The 17,251-nt window shown below is 69.3% G+C and carries 15 protein-coding genes; 8 read left to right on the plus strand and 7 right to left on the minus strand.

What is annotated here, in order from left to right:
- Positions 1–16 precede the first annotated feature (16 nt).
- Positions 17–643: a TetR family transcriptional regulator gene (locus HH310_RS22295; protein WP_169177546.1), complete on the plus strand. Its 627-nt coding sequence runs from the start codon at positions 17–19 to the stop codon at positions 641–643.
- Positions 644–652: 9 nt separating this feature from the next.
- Here the strand turns inward: HH310_RS22295 and HH310_RS22300 are convergent, their stop codons facing one another.
- The 4 genes from HH310_RS22300 to HH310_RS22315 form a co-directional block, all read right to left on the minus strand.
- The gene (locus HH310_RS22300; protein WP_169177547.1) at positions 653–2,113 is read right to left on the minus strand and encodes a sugar porter family MFS transporter; all 1,461 of its coding nucleotides are present in this window, start codon (positions 2,111–2,113) and stop codon (positions 653–655) included.
- A gap of 135 nt (positions 2,114–2,248) precedes the next feature.
- On the minus strand, positions 2,249–3,424 hold the full coding sequence (locus HH310_RS22305) for an acyltransferase family protein (protein ID WP_169177548.1): 1,176 nt from the start codon (positions 3,422–3,424) through the stop codon (positions 2,249–2,251).
- 78 nt (positions 3,425–3,502) lie between these two features.
- The gene (locus HH310_RS22310) at positions 3,503–4,408 is read right to left on the minus strand and encodes an acetoacetate decarboxylase family protein (RefSeq protein WP_211192471.1); all 906 of its coding nucleotides are present in this window, start codon (positions 4,406–4,408) and stop codon (positions 3,503–3,505) included.
- A gap of 117 nt (positions 4,409–4,525) precedes the next feature.
- Complete coding sequence (locus HH310_RS22315) at positions 4,526–5,527, minus strand: LLM class flavin-dependent oxidoreductase (protein WP_169177549.1); 1,002 nt, start codon at positions 5,525–5,527, stop codon at positions 4,526–4,528.
- Between the two features lie 165 nt (positions 5,528–5,692).
- Here HH310_RS22315 and HH310_RS22320 point away from each other — a divergent pair, with 165 nt between their 5' ends.
- The 6 genes from HH310_RS22320 (at position 5,693) to add (ending at position 11,566) form a co-directional block, all read left to right on the plus strand.
- A complete protein-coding gene (locus tag HH310_RS22320) occupies positions 5,693–6,619 on the plus strand; it encodes an SDR family NAD(P)-dependent oxidoreductase (RefSeq protein ID WP_169177550.1) in 927 nt (308 codons plus the stop codon).
- Between the two features lie 5 nt (positions 6,620–6,624).
- The gene (locus HH310_RS22325) at positions 6,625–7,425 is read left to right on the plus strand and encodes an SAM-dependent methyltransferase (RefSeq protein ID WP_169177551.1); all 801 of its coding nucleotides are present in this window, start codon (positions 6,625–6,627) and stop codon (positions 7,423–7,425) included.
- A gap of 91 nt (positions 7,426–7,516) precedes the next feature.
- A complete protein-coding gene (locus HH310_RS22330) occupies positions 7,517–8,176 on the plus strand; it encodes a DUF6962 family protein (RefSeq protein WP_169177552.1) in 660 nt (219 codons plus the stop codon).
- Between the two features lie 25 nt (positions 8,177–8,201).
- Positions 8,202–9,002, plus strand: coding sequence for an isocitrate lyase/phosphoenolpyruvate mutase family protein (locus HH310_RS22335; protein ID WP_169177553.1), 801 nt, complete (start codon positions 8,202–8,204; stop codon positions 9,000–9,002).
- 76 nt (positions 9,003–9,078) lie between these two features.
- The gene (locus tag HH310_RS45450) at positions 9,079–10,548 is read left to right on the plus strand and encodes a diguanylate cyclase (protein ID WP_169177554.1); all 1,470 of its coding nucleotides are present in this window, start codon (positions 9,079–9,081) and stop codon (positions 10,546–10,548) included.
- 61 nt (positions 10,549–10,609) lie between these two features.
- Positions 10,610–11,566 carry an adenosine deaminase gene (gene add, locus HH310_RS22345; RefSeq protein ID WP_312034258.1) on the plus strand — a complete coding sequence of 319 codons (957 nt, stop codon included), beginning with the start codon at positions 10,610–10,612 and terminating at the stop codon, positions 11,564–11,566.
- On the opposite strand, the gene HH310_RS45455 is transcribed toward add, so the two are convergent.
- From HH310_RS45455 to HH310_RS22360, 3 genes are all read right to left on the minus strand, one after another.
- On the minus strand, positions 11,563–12,477 hold the full coding sequence (locus HH310_RS45455) for an endonuclease/exonuclease/phosphatase family protein (RefSeq protein WP_169177555.1): 915 nt from the start codon (positions 12,475–12,477) through the stop codon (positions 11,563–11,565). The two genes, add and HH310_RS45455, sit on opposite strands and share 4 nt — an antisense overlap.
- Before the next feature lie 175 nt (positions 12,478–12,652).
- Positions 12,653–14,809 (minus strand): bifunctional polysaccharide deacetylase/glycosyltransferase family 2 protein, encoded by a 2,157-nt coding sequence (locus HH310_RS22355; protein ID WP_169177556.1) that lies wholly within the window; start codon positions 14,807–14,809, stop codon positions 12,653–12,655.
- Positions 14,806–15,180: a hypothetical protein gene (locus HH310_RS22360; protein ID WP_169177557.1), complete on the minus strand. Its 375-nt coding sequence runs from the start codon at positions 15,178–15,180 to the stop codon at positions 14,806–14,808. The genes HH310_RS22355 and HH310_RS22360 overlap by 4 nt, the downstream gene beginning before the upstream one ends.
- Before the next feature lie 594 nt (positions 15,181–15,774).
- Here HH310_RS22360 and HH310_RS22365 point away from each other — a divergent pair.
- Positions 15,775–16,950, plus strand: a complete 1,176-nt coding sequence (locus HH310_RS22365; protein ID WP_169177558.1) for a right-handed parallel beta-helix repeat-containing protein — start codon at positions 15,775–15,777, stop codon at positions 16,948–16,950.
- Positions 16,951–17,251 lie beyond the last annotated feature (301 nt).

Genomic DNA, 17,251 nt, shown 5'->3' on the forward strand with positions numbered 1-17,251 from the left:
TCACTATAGTTACGGCGTGCCTAGATCGGAAAGCGCCGGTTACGTACGCAACAGCCGCGAGGATGTCGTCAGCGCGGCCCTGCGGATCCTGGATCAGCAGGGCCTGCCCGACCTCACCATGCGTCACCTGGCCACCACACTCGACGTTCAGCCCAGTGCGCTCTACTGGCACTTCCCGAACAAACAGTCATTGCTGGCGGCGGTGTCCGACCGGATCATCGCGGGCGCGCGCCCGGTCACCACGGCCGGGGATTGGCGCGACCGGGTGCGGGCCGAGGCGGCGGCGCTGCACGACGCGCTGCTGGCCTACAAGGACGGCGCCGAGGTGGTCTCCAGCACGCTGGCGCTCGGCCTCGGCGCGGAAGAGTTGCAGCATCGGCTGGCCGGCGCGATCGCGGTCGGCGGGTTCGAGCCGGAGACCACCGGCCTCGCCGCCGAGACCCTGGTGCATTTCATCGTCGGCCACGCCTTTCACTGGCAGCAGCGCCTGCAGGCGGACACCCTCGGCGCCGTCGCCGACAAGCACACTCTGGACCGGCAGGACCCGCTCGGCCCGCGGGCGTTCGACTTCGGCATCGCGTTGCTGGTCAGCGGCTTGGACACGCAAACGCCCGACCCACGTTCGCGCAGGTCGGGCGTTTGAGAAGGACGGTCAGGTGGTGGCGCCCACCGGTATCCGCTGGGCTTGCCGTTCGAAGATCTCGGTGATCTCCTCGACCGAATGGCCCTTGGTCTCGGGCAGGAACTTCACCACGAAGGCCAGCGCGAACACGGCCAGTACCGCGAACCCGACCAGGACCCAGCCGAGGCCGACCCCCGACTGCGCCACCGGGAAGAGCTCGATGACCAGGAAGTTCGCCAGCCAGTCGACGGTGGCGCCGATGGAGGCCGCCTGCCCGCGGACCTGGGTCGGGAACGCCTCGCCCTGGATGAGCCAGCCGGTGCCACCCACACCGATGGCGAAGCTGCCGATGAACGCGCACAGGCCGATCATGATGACGACGATGCGGGCGTTGCCGGTGAAGAACGTCAGCCCGGCGGCGGCCACCAACGCGAACACCATCATGCCGAGGTACCCGCCGATCGCCAGCGGGCGCCGGCCGATGCGGTCGATGTAGCGGAAGGCCACGTACGTCGCGGCGACGTTGACCACCGTCATGATGGCGGTCACCTCGACGCCCGCGGTGGTCGCGGCGACCTGTGAGGTGTCACCGCCCTGGAACAGCGGGCCGAGCAGGTGCGGTCCGTAGTAGAGCGGCACGTTGATGCCGGTGAGCTGCTGGAACGCGAAGAATACGCAGACCACGAACAAAGCCCGCCGGACACCGGCGGTCCATACCCGTCGTCCGCTGCGGCTCGCGTTGGCGTCGGCCTCGTGCAGTGCGTGGGCGGTGCGCTGGACGTCGTCCATGCTGACCTCGATGCCGAGCTTGCCCATCGCGGTCCGGACGTCCTCGTAGCGGTTCTTGCGCAGCAGCCAGCGCGGCGATTCCGGCATCCGGGCCCGCAGCACCACGCCGATCAGGGCGGGCAGCGCGCCGATTCCGAGGATGAGCCGCCAGTCCAGCTCACCGGTGTGCCCCGGCATCAGCTTGAGAATGATGATGGCGATGACGTACGCCAGCAGAATGCCGACGGTGATCATCCACTGCTGCAGCATGGCCAGTGCGCCGCGCCGCTGCCGAGGTGCGTACTCGGCGATGTAGGCGGTCGCAATCGCCGAGTCCGCGCCGATGGCCAGGCCGATCAGCGTGCGGGAGATCAGCAGGACGGTGGCGTCCGGCGTGACCGCCGAAAGGATCGCGCCGATGGCGTAGATCGCGGCGTCCGCGATCATCAGGGACTTGCGCCCGAACCGGTCGGTCAGCGGGCCGGCGAGCAGGGCTCCGGCGGCCGCTCCCAGCGATGCGCCCGCCACCAGATAACCGAGCGCGAAGCCACTCAGGTGATAGGGCACGAAGTCGAGTGCGGAGCCGATATTGGAGGTGTCGAAACCGAAAAGGAAACCACCGATGGTGGCCAGCAGCGTTAACGACCAGTAAAAGGACGTCGGCGCCCGGGCATCCAGAACGGCCAACACATTCCCGTGCGACGACGTTGTTGCACTCGTCACCACACACCTCCAAGCTATGGACTTTTCCTCTTGCGGAAAGGCTTGCTACCCGACAGCGAGTGAGTCCATGCGTACGCATACGTGTCTACAACGCCACCGGACGGCGGCGGTCGGACGGGGTATAAGCAGCGAGAACTACGGTCGGCGCATGCCGAAGAGGAATCGCGTCACCCGGGTACGCCGGACGCAAAGGTCGTAGACGGCGAAGATGATCACGAACGAGAAGACCACGATGGTGAGATATCCGACCAGCATCGGCAGATGCCACCGCACCACGAAATAGGCAACCGTGACCAGGATCGGCTGGTGCAGGATGTAAATCGGGAGCGCGGCGGCGGCCAAATAACCTCCGTTGCCCCGCGATGCCGATTCCCCGGATGGACGGTCGAGCAGTCCTAGGATCGCCACCAACCAGAACCAGCCGGCCGCCCCGAAAATGGCGCGGGTAAGCACCGCGTGCGCGGTCATGTCGGTGAACGGATCCCCGCCGGCGGTGCCCAGCCCGATCCCGGCGGCGCCGAACAGCAGGACGCCGATGACGGCCGCCACCTTGGCATCCCGGCGCATCGCCGCGCGGAAGCGGTCATCGGCGGCGAGCACGAACCCGTAGAGGAAGAACAGCAGGTACGCCCATCGGCTCCAACCGGCGTAATCCTCCTCCATGCCCAGGAGCGCGCCGACCACGGCGAGCGGGACCGCCGGCAGGACCAGGAGGACACCGCGCCGCCGCACCGCCCGGGCGGCCGCGTCGCGGACCCGCGCCGCACGCTCGCCGGGTAACCAGGCCACCAGCGGCGCGAGCATCACCGAAAACGCCAGCAGCAGCACCACGAACCACAGGTGCCCGGTCTCGAAGAGATCCCCCTGCACGATGAACGGAAAGTCGGAAACGCTGAGGTGCACGTCGAAGAAGTGCAGCAGGAAACGCGGATACGAGTCGTCGTACGCCGGGTCGGCCGCCTTCAACTGCAACCACTGCGGCACCGGGATGATGGTCAGCGTCGCGAACACCAGCGGGACACCGAGCCGCAGCAGGCGTTCGCCGAGGAAGCCGCGGACCCCGCGCCGGCGCGTCGAATGCCACGTTCCGAGGCCGGCGATCAGGAACAGCGCGGGCATCGCCCACACCACGCCAAGCCCGGCGAGGTAGGTGACCGCCTCGGTGGTGTGCGGGTTCTTGACGTAGTAGTCGTCGCGCGTGTCGAAGACCAGGGCGGCGTGGAAGAACACCAGTCCCAGCACCACAAAAAGCCGGATCGCGTCGAGTTCGGGACGCCGCTGGGCGACCGTAACCTCGTGCGATAACGCCATCGGCTCAGCATGCCCTACAGGCTGGGCTCCTCAAAGGGGGAAACCGGGGCCCGCAAGCGGGCCCCGGCACCGTGGGGGTCAGAGAGTCCGGAGGTCGTGCACGCTGTAGGAGAGGGTGCCGCGGAAGCCGACGCCGACCTTGCGCGGCTGCAGGTCCGCCAGCTCCTCCCGCGGCGCGGGCAGGAACCGCAGGTCACCGGTGCCGACCCAGGTGTTGGCGAACTTCAGGTTGTCCAGCACCGACATGGTCAGCTCGTGCACCGCTGGCGTGTCCTGCTTGTCGGCGGCCAGCTGCGGGAAGTGGCGCAGGTTGACGATCGGCCGGGTGAGCGCCGGTAACCGGTCGGCCGTGTGGTCCAGCGTCACCGAGGTCTCGGCGAGACGACGGCCGCCCGCCGACATCATCGCGGCGAACTTGCCGCCCTTGCCGAGGACCGGCGCGGCGAGGCTGTCGATGTTGTAGGCACGCGTCTGGCGGATCGAGCCGATCTTCTTGGGGAAGCCCTGCACCCAGCCGCGGGCCAGGGATGCGTCGTTGTCCACCCAGATGAACGGGCACCACGCCACCGGGGTGCCCTGCCACTGCGCGTCCATCAGGATGAGGAACTCGGAGTACAAGCTGAACGGCGGGTCCAGGTAGTCGTCCGGGGTCGCGGCGAACTGCCAGTCGATGAAGACCGCGTAGCCGTGCCCGTTGCTCGTCGGGTCCGGGTCGAGCCCGGTGGGCAGGGACGCGGCGGCCGCGTCGGCGCTGGTCCAGAACTCGGCACCGACCGCGTCGCCGACGTAGTTCCACGGCGGCTTGCCGGCCAGGTTGGCCACGCCACGCGGGCTGAGCGGCACGGTGTAACCCTTGAGTCGTTCCTTGGTGGTGGGGGCGGTATCGGCGGGCGCCGCGGTCGCGGGGGCCGCGCCGGCCACGATGCCGGCCGCGCCGCCGGCCATGGCGGCGAGCACGCTGCGTCGCTGCACGTTGCTGTCCATACTGGTTGGTTCCTCTCTCGGACCGGGCGGCAGCTCGGGCACTGGCTGCCGCGGTCTACTGAGGAGCGACGGGGACGGCGCCGATCGATTCAATTGATTCAGATATAGAGATTTAATTCACGGCGATGAACGCACGACCATTTCCGCGCCGGTCAGCCGCACCGAGCGCAACCGATCGGCGGCGTCCAGCGCGGAGTGCAGCAGCATGAGCTCGTCGGCCCGGGTGGTGGCGGCGAAATCGCGCAGATAGTCGCGCACCTCGGCCGCGGTGCCGACGGCGGTGTAGTGGTTCATCCCGGCCAGCGCGGCGCCTTCCGGTGCGGTCAGCAGCGCGTCGATCTCGGCGTCGGTGAAGGGTCCGCGACCGTCCAGCGCCAGCAGGTCGCGGGCACGGGCGCGGTAGCCGACGGTCCGCTGGCCCTGCGCGGCGCCGGTGTCGTCGGCCGCGAAGACGTTGACGCTCACGATCGCGTACGGCTCGGCAAGTTGATCGGACGGACGGAAGCCTTCCCGGTACGTGGTCAGGGCGTCGTGCATCGGTGCCGGGGCGAAGTGCGCCGCGAAGGCGTACGGCAAACCGAGACGAGCCGCGAGCTGAGCACCGAAGAGTGAGGAACCGAGAAGGTAGATCGACGGTGGCTGCGCGGCGCGCGGCACCGCCTGGACGCCGGGCACCAGGCTGTGGCCGGTCAGGTAGCCGCGGAGTTCCTCGATGTCACGCGGAAAGGACTCGCCGGCCGCCTCGGTGCGCCGCAACGCCGCCCGGGTGGCGTCGTTGCCGCCTACCGCGCGGCCGATGCCGAGGTCGATGCGGCCGGGATACAGCGCGGCCAGCGTGCCGAACTGCTCCGCGATCACCAGGGGCGCGTGGTTCGGGAGCAGGATCCCGCCCGACCCGACCCGGATAGTCGACGTGTTCGCGGCGACGTGCCCGATCACCACGCTGGTGGCCGACGACGCCACGGTCGCCACGTTGTGGTGCTCGGCGTACCAGACCCGGTGGTAGCCGCTGCGCTCGGCGGCCCGCGCCATTTCGACGGTGTCCCGCAAGCTCTCCTCGGCGGAGGTCTCCGGCGGGTGCCACGCCAGATCGAGGATGGAAATCGGAACGTCCGGCATGAGCGGATCCCCCCTTAATGAGATTTAGGCCGACGTGACCAACCTAGGAGCGGGAGAGCGCGGCGGGCGCGGTGTGCCGCGCCACACTCTGGGCAAGCGGACCCGACTCCGGTTACCGTTGACGCGTAACCGGACGCGGCTCCGATTCTGCCGAGAGGAACGATCATGACCAAGCGCATCACCACACCCTTCGACGCGCGCTCGACCGGCGACGACGTGATCGCGGGCGTCGACCTGACCGGCCGGCGCGCGATCGTCACCGGCGGGGCGGCCGGGCTCGGGCGGGAGACCGCACGCGTGCTGGCCTCGGCGGGGGCCGACGTCACCGTCGCGGCCCGCGGGCTGGACGCGGCACGCGCCACAGCCAGGGAGATCGCCGGCAGCAGCGTGCACGCCGCCCGGCTCGATCTCGCCGACTTAGGCTCGGTCGCCGACTTCGTGAAGAACTGGGTGGGACCGCTGCACATCCTGGTCAACAACGCCGGCGTGATGGCCACCCCGGAACAGCGCACACCCGAGGGCCGCGAGCTGCAGTTCGCCACCAACCACCTGGGCCATTTCGCCCTCGCGACCGGGCTGCACGACGCGCTGAAGGCCGCCGGGGACGCCCGTGTCGTGGTGCTCAGCTCGGTCGGGCACGTCAACGGTCCGGTCCGCTTCGACGACCCCGACTTCACCCGCGACCCGTACGACCCCTGGCTGGCGTATTCGCAGTCGAAGACCGCGACCATCCTGTTCGCCGTGGAGGCCGCGCGGCGGTGGGCGGCCGACGGCATCGCGGTGAACGCGCTGAACCCGGGCCGGATCTGGGGCACCAACTTGAGCCGGTACGTCGAGGCGCCGCCGCAGTCGTTCGATCCGTCCGGGGTGACCGGGGTGTCCGAGAAGAACATCGCTCAGGGCTCCGCGACCTCGATCCTGCTGGCCGCGTCACCGCTGATGGAGGGCGTCACCGGAAAGTATTTCGAGGACTGCCAGGAGGCCGAGCCGTTCACCCCGGGCGTCCGCCGGGGCGTCGCCGATTACGCCCTCGACCCCGGCAACGCACGCCGGCTGTGGGACCTCTCCGAGGCGCTAGTTGCTCCACACTAGACGGCATGGAAGCACATTTGTCCAAGCTGGACGAGACGACCCCGCACTCGGCCCGGGTGTGGAACTACTTCTTAGGCGGCACCGACAACTTCGCCGTCGATCGCCAGGTCGGCGACCAGGTGATGCGCATGCTGCCGAACATCGTCGACCAGGCGCGGGCCGACCGGGCCTTTCTCGGCCGCGCTGTCGCACACCTGGCCGGCGACCTCGGTGTCCGCCAGTTCCTCGACGTCGGCACCGGCCTGCCGACCGCGGACAACACCCATCAGGTCGCCCAGCGGGTCGCTCCCGAGTCGCGGATCGTCTACGTCGACAACGACCCGCTGGTGCTCGAGCAGGCGCAGGCGCTACTGACCAGCGACCCGGCCGGCGTCACCGACTACCTGCACGCCGACCTGGCCGACCCGGACACCATCCTGCGCGACGCCGCCCGCACGCTGGACTTCCGGCAGCCGGTCGCGCTGGTGCTGATGGGCGTGCTGCACCACGTGCCGGACACCGCGGCGGCGTACGAGATCGTCGATCGGTTGAAGGATCGCCTGGCGCCGGGCAGTTATCTGGTGATCAACCACGCCACCAACGCGGTTCTCGGCGCCGCCAGCGACGAGGCCGTGGCGCACTACAACCAGTTCGGCAAGCCGACGATCACGCTGCGCCCGCCGGCCGAGATCATCCGGTTCTTCGACGGCTGGGAGCTGCTCGAACCCGGCGTGGTTTCCTGCTCTCGCTGGCGTCCCGGCGCCGTCGACCTGGACAGCGACGAGGTCGACGAGTTCGGCGGGATGGCTCACAAGGGCTCCTCGTAACGGGCCAGCCGCAGCCGCCGATAGCGCTTGCCCACCCCGGTCAGGCTCAGCTAGTCGGTGGGAGCGGGACTGTTCGGAGGCGTACGGTGCGATGGTGCTTGCGCAACCGGCTCAATCACTCACCGACCTCGCGCTGGGCCTCGTGGTGCTCACCCTGGCCTGGCAGTTGCGGCGTTCGCCGGCGGTCCCGCGTTACTGGCTGGCGCCGTTCTGGTGGGCCGGGATCGCGGCGGCCGCGGGTGCCGTCCATCACGCCGTGTTCGTGCGGTGGCCTCGCCCGGCCGAGATCAGCTGGGCCATCATCAGCGTGCTCGTCGTGGTCGCCGTGTCGTACCTTCTCGCCGCGACCGTGCGGGAAGTGCTGGGCCCGGGCCGGGGGCGGGTGTTCTGGCTGCTGCGCTCGATCGGGCTGGTCGCCTACCTGGGCGCGGCGGTCAGCGGCCACGCCGGCGTGACCTCGCTGCTGCTGTGCGAGAGCATCACCATGCTCTGCATCCTGGGCCTGTGGGGGCGAGCGCTGCTGCAGGACCACCCGCTGGCCCGGGCCGTGCTGATCGCCGTGCTGGCCAGCGGTGGCGCGGCGATCATGAAGGCGCTTCCGGCCGACATCATCGGATATGTCGGGCTTGACCCCACGTCGGCCTATCACCTGGCGCAGATCGTCGGGATGGTGCTGCTGTACCGGGCGGTCCGGCGCGGCTCCCTGGTGGCCGCCGACGAGGCCCGCGCCGGACGAGTGGTGCTTCCGTAAGCGAGAAGTCCGATAGCGTTCGTCTATGTCTACGGCCTTACGCGACAGCTTCCGCGCGCTACACGAAGATGGCACTTTCCTGTTGCCCAACCCCTGGGACGTCGGCTCGGCACGGGTGCTCGAGACGCTCGGGTTCCCAGCCCTCGCCACCACGTCGTCCGGCTTCGCCGCGAGCATCGGCAAGGCCGACCAGCACGTCACCCGCGACGAGCTCGTGGCGCACGTCGCGGCGATCACCGCGGCGGTCGGGATCCCGCTGAACGTCGACGCCGAGCGCTGCTTCGCGGACACCGCCGGCGGCATCGGCGAGACGGTGGACCTGCTGGCCGACGCGGGCGCGGCGGGCATCTCGATCGAGGACTACGACCCGGCGAGCGGCGCGATCGAGCCGATCTCGGTGGGCGCCGAGCGGGTCGCCGCCGCGGCCGAGGCCTGCGCCCGGCACGGGATCGTGCTCACGGCCCGCGCCGAGAACCACATCTACGACCACGACGACCTGGACGACACCGTTGCGCGATTACGCGCCTACCGGGAGGCCGGCGCCGAGGTGGTGTACGCGCCCGGCCTGACCGCGCCGGACGACATCGCGCGCGTCGTGTCCTTGGGAGCCCCGGTGAACGTGCTCGCCGTGCCGGGCGCGCCGCCCGTCCCGGAGCTGGCGAAGCTCGGCGTGCGCCGGGTCTCCACCGGCGGTGCGCTCGCCTGGGCCGCGTACGGGGCACTGCGGGACGCGAGCGGTGAGCTGCAGGGGTCCGGGACGACGACGTTCCGGGCGCGGGCGCTGACCGCGGACGAGCGGGGCGCGGCGTTCCCCCGCAAGCGGTGATTAACCAGGCCGGTCTGCAACCGGATCGCACCCGAGCCCGCCCGTTCCCGCACCCGCGAGGGGCGATCGTTGCCGGGTGACCACTGAACCCACCCGTCGCATACGAGCGTGGCATGTCGTCCTGATCGCGGCCGCCGTCATCGTCGCCTCGTACTTCTGGGTCGTCCGGGTCGGCCCCGCGGCCGGTGCCGTCCTGATCTGGTCGGCGAGCGGCACGATGGTGGCGGCCTGCCTGGTCACGGCACGGCGGCACCCTTCGCTGCGGCCGATGATGCTCGTGCTCGCCGCGTCCGGCGCCTCGCTGCTGTTCGCCGACGTCGTCTTCTATTTCATGGCGCTGGTCGACGGTGAGGTGGCATACCCCAGCATCGCCGACATCGCCTATGTCGCGGTGTATCCGCTGGCGGCGACGGCTCTCCTGCTGATGGTGCGACGCCGCACCCCGGGCTGGGACGCGGCCAGCGCGATCGACGCGGCGATCGTGGCGGTCAGCGCCAGCTACATCATCTTCGCCTTCGTGATCGCGCCGACCATGCAGGTGAACGGCAGCAACCTGGCCCGGCTCGTGTCCGTGTCGTACCCGGTCGGCGACATCATGCTGACCGTCGTCGGCGCCCGGCTCATGCTCGGCGCCGGAGCCCGCAGCGCACCGCTGCGCATGATCGGCGTCCATCTCGCTCTCAAGCTGTTCGCCGACATCTTTTACAGCATCACCGTGATCAACGGTTCGTACGCCGGCGGGAACCTGGTCGACGGCGTCTGGATGGCGGCTTCGTTCGTGATGGCGGCCGCGGTGCTGCACCCGGACGCGCGGCAGCTGGTCACACCCTCGCCGGTGGCCACCCCGGACGCCTCGCCTAGCCGGCTGGCCGTCCTGGCCATCGCCGCCGTGCTCGCCCCGACCGTGATGGTCGCGCAGTACCTGCGCGGCGTCGACCCGCACGTGCTGGTCGCGGGCCTGGTCTGCAACCTGCTCTTCCTGCTCGTCCTCGGCCGGATGGCCGGACTCGTCAGCGCCCAGCGGCACGCCGCGATCACCGACGACCTCACCGGGCTGCGCAGCCGCCGCTTCTTCGAGCAGGCCCTGCACGCCGAATCGGCGCGTGCCGCCCGGGCCGGCACCGAACTGAGCATGCTGCTTCTGGACATCGACCATTTCAAGTCGGTCAACGACACCTACGGCCACCAGGCCGGGGACCGCGTCCTCGTGGAGATCGCCCACCGCCTCGGCGGGCTGGTCCGCCCCGGCGACCTGGTGGCCCGCTACGGCGGCGAGGAATTCGCCGTGCTCCTCCCGGGCGCCACCCCGGCGGCCGCACGTGAAGTCGCCGAACGCGTCCGCCGCGGCATCGCCATTGCCCCCATCGCCATCGGTGACGACCGTCTCCACCAGGTCACGATCTCGGTCGGCCTGGCCGCGTCAGGCCGCGCCGACGTGTCCGGCAGCGCCGACACCGACGAGCTGGTCCTGGCCGCCGACCAGGCTCTCTACGCGGCAAAGGGCGCCGGCCGCAATCAGGTGGCGGACGCCCTGATTCCGGCTTAGGGCCGGTCCTGCCGATCACCGGGGACAGCGAGGTGAGTGCCCTAATTCTTAGGATCGACGGGTGCGCGATCTCAGCACCTTGCCGAAGGCGAACCTGCACCTGCACCTGACCGGGTCGATGCGCCCCGGCACCCTCGCCGAACTGGCCGCCCGGGCCGGCCTTCCGCTTCCGGCGGCGCTTCCGCTTCGCCCGGCGGCGGCCGGTGTGACGCACGGCTGGGAGGTGTTCCAGACCCTCTACGACACCGCGCGGGCCGTGCTGCGGACCGCGGCCGACATCACCCGGGTGGTCACCGAGGCGGTGTCCGGTGACGCCGCGTGGGTGGAGATCCAGGTGGACCCCACTTCCTACGCCGTACGCCTCGGAAGCGTCGAAGCGGTCGTCGAAGCCGCCCTGGCCGGCGGCGCCGGGCTGATCCTCGCCTCGAGCTGGGCGGCGTCACCCGCCGTCGCGGTGGAGATGGCCCACCTGGCCGCGCGCTACGCCGACCGGGGTGTGATCGGCTTCGGCCTGTCCAACGACGAGCGGCTCGGCCGGGTCGAGGACTTCGCGCCCGCCTGCCGGATAGCGGCCGAGGCCGGGCTGCGGATCGTCCCGCACGGCGGCTTCTACGAAGGGCCCGCGCACGTCCGCCGCTGCGTCGAGGTGCTCGGCGCGCGCCGGATCGGTCACGGGCTGACCGCGGCGGGCGACCCGGCGGTGGTCCGGCTGCTGGCCGACACCGGGGTGGCGTTGGAGATCTGCCCGGCGTCGTATCCGCCGCTCGGCGTGAATACGGTCGCCGAGCTGCCGGTCCGTGCGCTGCTCGACGCCGGCGTGCCGGTGGTGCTGGGCAGCGACGACCCGCTGCTGTTCGGGGTGGAACTGACCGGTCAGTACGAGCTGCTGCGCTCGGACGCCGGTCTGACCGACAGCGAACTCGCCACCATCGCCCGCAACTCGATCACCGCCTCCGCGGCGCCGTCGTCGTTGGCCGCCACCATGCTGGCGGGCGTGGACGCCTGGCTCGCCGGCTAGGCGTTTCCGGTGCCGCTCGCGTCGGCTTCGTAGTCGGCGAGCACGGCCCGGTGGTCGCTGCCCGGGACGCGCAGCACCCACGAGTTCCGGGCGGTCAGCCCGCGCGCCAGGATGTGATCGGGCCGCAGCATCGGCAACGCGGACGGCCAGGTGAACCCGAAACCGGACCCGGCCTGTTGCTGGCTGTCCCGCAGCGGCGCGAACGCCGCGAACTGCCGGTCGGTGGTCGCGGTGTTCAGATCACCGGCCAGTACCAACCGCGGGCTGGGGTCCGCGTGTGCCGCCGCGGCCAGCGCCGCGACCGTCCGGTCCCGGTCGGCGGTCATGTCGGCCCGGGCCGAGGCCAGGTGCGCGGCAACGACCCGGACCGGACCGGCGCCGGTCGCGATGGTGGTGGCGATGGCCCGGGTCCAGCCGATATGGATGTCGACCGGCTCGGTGTCCGAAAGGCGGAAGCGACTGAACACCGCGACGGTCCCGGTCTCCGAGTGGTGCGGGTACGCGTCCGCCAGCGTCTTCGTCACCGAGCGCCGGTTGGCGGCGGTGATCTCCTCGAGCACGATCACGTCGGGGTGCTCGGCCAGCAACGGCGGCAGGGCCTCGCCGGCCGTGGCCTTCCCGAGGTTGAGCGAGGCGACCCGCAGGTCGTGCCCGCCGGCCTGGGCGCGGTCGGTCAGCGTCGGAGCGAACAGGACGACCCAGACCACCACCGGCACCAGCGCCGCCGCGATCACCCCGACACGCCGCGTCACGACCGCGACAATCACGAGCAGCAGGATCGGCGCCGCCAGCCACGGCAGCACACTGTCCAGAAGCGAACCGGCCGAGCCGGGAACCGCCTGGTGAGCGACCAGCAGCAGGCTCAGACCCGCCGCGACCCCACCGACCACGACCAGCGCGCCAACCTTCACCCGCTCACGGTAGCGACCAACACCCTCACCCACGGTGATCTCCCCTCCCAGCCTCGCGCGCCAACCGTAGAGTCGCCGCCGTTGCCCGGGACTCCCCAATTAACGCCGCCGTGCCAGAACGCCACCCGCCGGATCAGCGGGTGGCGTTCGGCGAACGAACTGACCGAGGGCTGTCCTAGCCCGCCGGCTGGCCCTGGGTGAGGGCGCCGGTGCGGCGGATCGTCTGCCAGCGCAACCGACGGCCGGTGATCGCGGTGAGGGCCGAGTGCACCAGCACCATGTACATCACCTGGCGGTACACGATCTGCTGCAGCGGCAGGCTCCACAGCGGGCGCAGGCTTTCCCGGTCGAGACGGAACGCGAGCACGGCGGTCAGCACCTGCACGACCATCATGGCGCCCCAGCCGATCGCGGTCACCTTGCGGTCGAGGAACAGGAAGCCGTACACCGCCATCAGGTCGATCAGCGGCGCCAGCAGCGGAAGCAGCACGCTGAACAGGGCGATCAGCGGGAGCCCGCCACGGCCGAAACGAGTCTTCTCGCGCAGCGCGTGCCGGTGTTTCCACATCGCCTGCATGGTGCCGTAGCTCCAGCGGTAGCGCTGCTTCCACAGCTGGCCGAGACTCGCCGGCGCCTCCGTGTACGCCTTGGCGGACTCCTCGTACACCACGCGCCAGCCCGCCCGCTGGATCGCCATCGTCAGGTCGGTGTCCTCGGCGAGGGTGTCCTCGCTCAGCCCACCGACCTGCGTCAGCGCCTTGCGCCGGAACGCACCGAGCGCACCCGGGATGGTGGAGATGCAGCCCATCGTGTCGTATAGCCGCCGGTCCAGGCTGAACCCGATCACGTACTCGATGTGCTGCCACTTGCCCAGCAGCCCGCGCCGGTTGACGACCTTGACGTTGCCGGCCACGGCGCCGACCGTCTCGTCGGCGAACGGCTGGATGAGCCGGTGGATCGAGTCCGGATCCACCACCGTGTCGGCGTCCACCATGACGATCAGCTCGTTGCTGGCGAACGCCATCCCGGTGTTCAGCGCGTTCGCCTTGCCGCCGTTGGGCACCTGGACGAGGCGTACGTTGGGAAGCTTTAATTTCTTGATCTCATCGGCGGTGCTGTCGGTCGAGCCGTCGTCGACCACCACGACCTCGACGCCCCCGCCGTGCTGGGATTGCGCCAGCGAGGTGACGGCCGCGCCGATGTTCTTCTCTTCGTTGTAAGCGGGCACGACGATGGTGACCGGTTCGTCCATCGAGCCCCACGAGCTGCGCCGCCGCTGCCGGGCGTGCGCCCAGGCGAAGATGAACAGCACCAGCGTGCGGATGGCGATCAGGCCACCCGCGATGATCATCAAATACCAGAGCAGCCGCAGTACGCCGTCGGAACCGCGCACCGTCCACGCCATGGCTCGCCCGCGCCACACCGCCGACGCGCTGGCCTCGGGGTTGACGTCCATGTGCATCGCCGCGCCGACGGTGGTGAAGGTGTAACCGTCCGCCTGCAGTTGCGGGATCAGGACGTTGAGGGCCGCCACCGACTCCTCACGGTTACCGCCGGCGTCGTGGAACAGGATGACCTCGCCGTCGTCGCCGCGCGGGGTCGCGTTACGCACGATCTGCCGGACGCCGGGTTTCTGCCAGTCCTCGCTGTCCATGTCGTCCAGCACGGTCAAATAGCCGTCCTGAGCCGCCTGGGTCACGGTGACGTAATCGCTATTGGTGATCGCGTCCGGGAATGACGAATACGGCGGGCGCAGCATCAGCGTCGAGCGCCCGGTGGCGTACGCGATGGCCAGCTGGGTCTCGGAATTCTCCAGATTGCGTTGCCAATCCGGAATCCGCGCGAGGTCGGGGTGGGTAAACGTGTGGGCGCCGATCTCGTGGCCCTCGCGGACAATGCGCTCGGCGAGTCCGGGGTTACGGGTGACCTGGGTGCCCACCACGAAGAAGGTCGCCGGCGCGTGGTATTTGGCCAACACGTCGAGAATTTTGGGTGTCCACGTGGGATCCGGACCGTCATCGAAAGTTAACGCGATGGTCCGCTTCGGCATCCGCAGGGACTCGGGCTGACCGTTGCGCATGTCGATCACCGGGCCACCGTCGGTGACCTTCTCCGGCACCTTGTTGCTTACCTCGGAACGCGGGTTGGTGCCGTCCGGGCTGAACCCGGCGCCGGTGTAGACCTCGACGACCACCACGGTGGCGATGACCACGAGCGCGATCACCGCGAGCACCGCGCGTAATAGGCGTCGCTGGCGCCGGACCGCCGGAATGCGTCCGGTAGACGAGGGATCGTCCACCTGCGGCGGCGGCGTGGCCTGATAAATCGTCATTTGGCCACGCTGCTCGCCGGCGTCGGCGGCTTCGCCCAGCCATCGAGCTGAACCACCCACGCGGCCGCCACGATCAACAGAACCAGGACCCCGATCCCGTACGCCCACCGGCGCACCCGCCGTCCGCGACGACCGCTGGGGTCGACGAACACGGGTTTCTTCGCCGGTGCGTCGACGCGAATGATGCTGGTGACTGTGCTCTCCGGCACCACGACCTGTGTTTCGTCGGGACCGGGGACGTCGGTGAGGGCGTCCTCGAAGACCACCACGATCCGGGTCTGCTCGAGCTCGGACATGGGATCTGGTAACTGCTCGGCCTGGCCGGAGTCGCCGGGCGTCGGGTCCTGGGAGCCCAGTACGTCGCGGGCCAAGACTGTCCTCCTCCGTCTATCGACAGACACACGGATTAATGCCGCTCTGGACGATGGCGTCGTGTCGGGTCGGGTCTTGCTGCCACGTCGGTCGAGGTCAGCCTGTTCTGGGATGGCGCCGAGCAGGTGGTAACCGCGTCCGCAGCACACCCTCGGCCTGGATGGCGGTCATCGGTGGACTGTCGATCGCCTCCGCCCGCTCCACGCGATCAAGATAATCCATCAGCTCCACTTGTTTCCAATTGGACCCACCGCCCGGTTAAGTCCTGTTTGGATTCTTCCGCCGGTTTTCCGATCCCAAACATCTTGCTGTACGTGACGGCGTCCACACTGTCCGGAAGGGCCGACTGGACGCTGAGTACTTCGACGCCCGTCGAGATCGTGCTTGCCGAAATTAACGTTCGTTTTCCGTAACCGTGGCGGACCTCATAGAAGCATTGTGATAGCCCAAAGTGGGCCACCATGATCTTTGTCGCAGCCCTCCCATTTGCAGCCCGCCGCACGACGGCCTCACTAGGGCGCAAATAGCCGGACGGCTTCTCTTTCTCCGAGCAGATCGCTCCTTCATTAGGTGGTCCAGTGAAAGCAAGAATCGTGACCCTGGGTTTTGCGGCCCTGGCCGTGGCGCCGTTTATCGGGATAGCCGCCGCGCAGGCCTCGCCGGCCCATCACGGAGCTCCGCAGACGGTTTACGTAGCAACGAAGGCGAACAGCCGGTCGGCCGACCGCGGTTGCTCGACCGCCAGCTTCACCTCGATCAACAAGGCGATCGACGCGGTCGCGGACGGCGGCACGGTCATCGTCTGCGGTGGCACCTACCGCGAGGACGTGGCGGTCAACAAGACCGTCAAGATCGAGGGACGCGACAACGCCACGATCGATGCCACGAAGCTCATCAACGGTTTCCTGGTCACCGCGAATCACGTGACCATCTCGGGCTTCACCGTGAAGAACGCGACCGGCGAGGGCATCCTCGTCAAGAACGCGAAGAACGCGACCATCGAGCACAACACGGTCACGTCCAACGACCAGGGCGTCGCGCTCGTGAACCCGGTCTCCACCGATTACGAGTTCTGCCAGCCGACCAACGGCGCCAAGAACGACTGCGGCGAGAACATCCACCTGCTCGGCGCCACCGACGCGCTGGTCAGCAACAACGTGGTCATCGACGGCGCCGGCGGCATCCTGCTGACCGACGAGACCGGCCCGACCTCGCACAACGTGATCTCAAACAACACGGTCGGCAACAACCACACCGCCTGCGGAGTGGTCCTCGCCGGCCACAACCCGGCGGCGGCCCCCGGCGGCAAGCCCGCCCCGAAGGTAGCCGGCGTCTTCAACAACACGGTCGTCGGCAACAACATCTTCGCGAATGGCCTGCAGGGCGGCGGCGGCGCCGGCGTCCAGATGGCGACCGGAGCCCCGGGCGGCGCGGTCTACAACAACACCGTGACCCGCAACATGATCAACGCAAACGGCCACGCCGGCGTCGCCGTGCACAGCCACGCTCCCGGTCAGGACCTGAACGGCAACGTCGTCACCAGCAACCAGATCGGCACCAACAACAGCAACGGCGACCTGGCGTTCCCCGTGCAGGACAAGGAGACCACCGGCGTCTTCGTCGGCTCGGCCGGCCCGCTGACCATCACGGTCAAGAACAACCTGATCGGCCCGGACCACTTCGGCGCCTTCCTGGTCGGCCCGATCACCGCGAACGGCATCCACGACAACGTCTTCACCTCGGACGACGTCGACGTCTCGGTCAACTGACCCGGTCCCCCTCCGGCTGCTGCCCGTCGTCCCCCCGGGGACGGCGGGCAGCGGCGTCCCCAGGCTTCGCCGCGGCCCGCGCCATCGCGCAAAAGACCTGGAGTCCCCGGAAGAAATTGGCCGCGATCAGCCGGACTACCGGCAAGATCTCACAAGATTTTGGTCACCTGCGATCGCCATCACTTCCGTCGTGGAAGCCGCCTATGCGCGTGCTTGCATGTCATCGAGGTGGCAGCAGGAGAGGACGAATTGCATTGAGTCTTGTTGAGCCCGATGGACAGGGCATTTTCCAATCAGACCG

Source organism: Actinoplanes sp. TBRC 11911 (assembly GCF_012933445.1).
Taxonomy (GTDB): Bacteria; Actinomycetota; Actinomycetes; order Mycobacteriales; family Micromonosporaceae; genus Actinoplanes.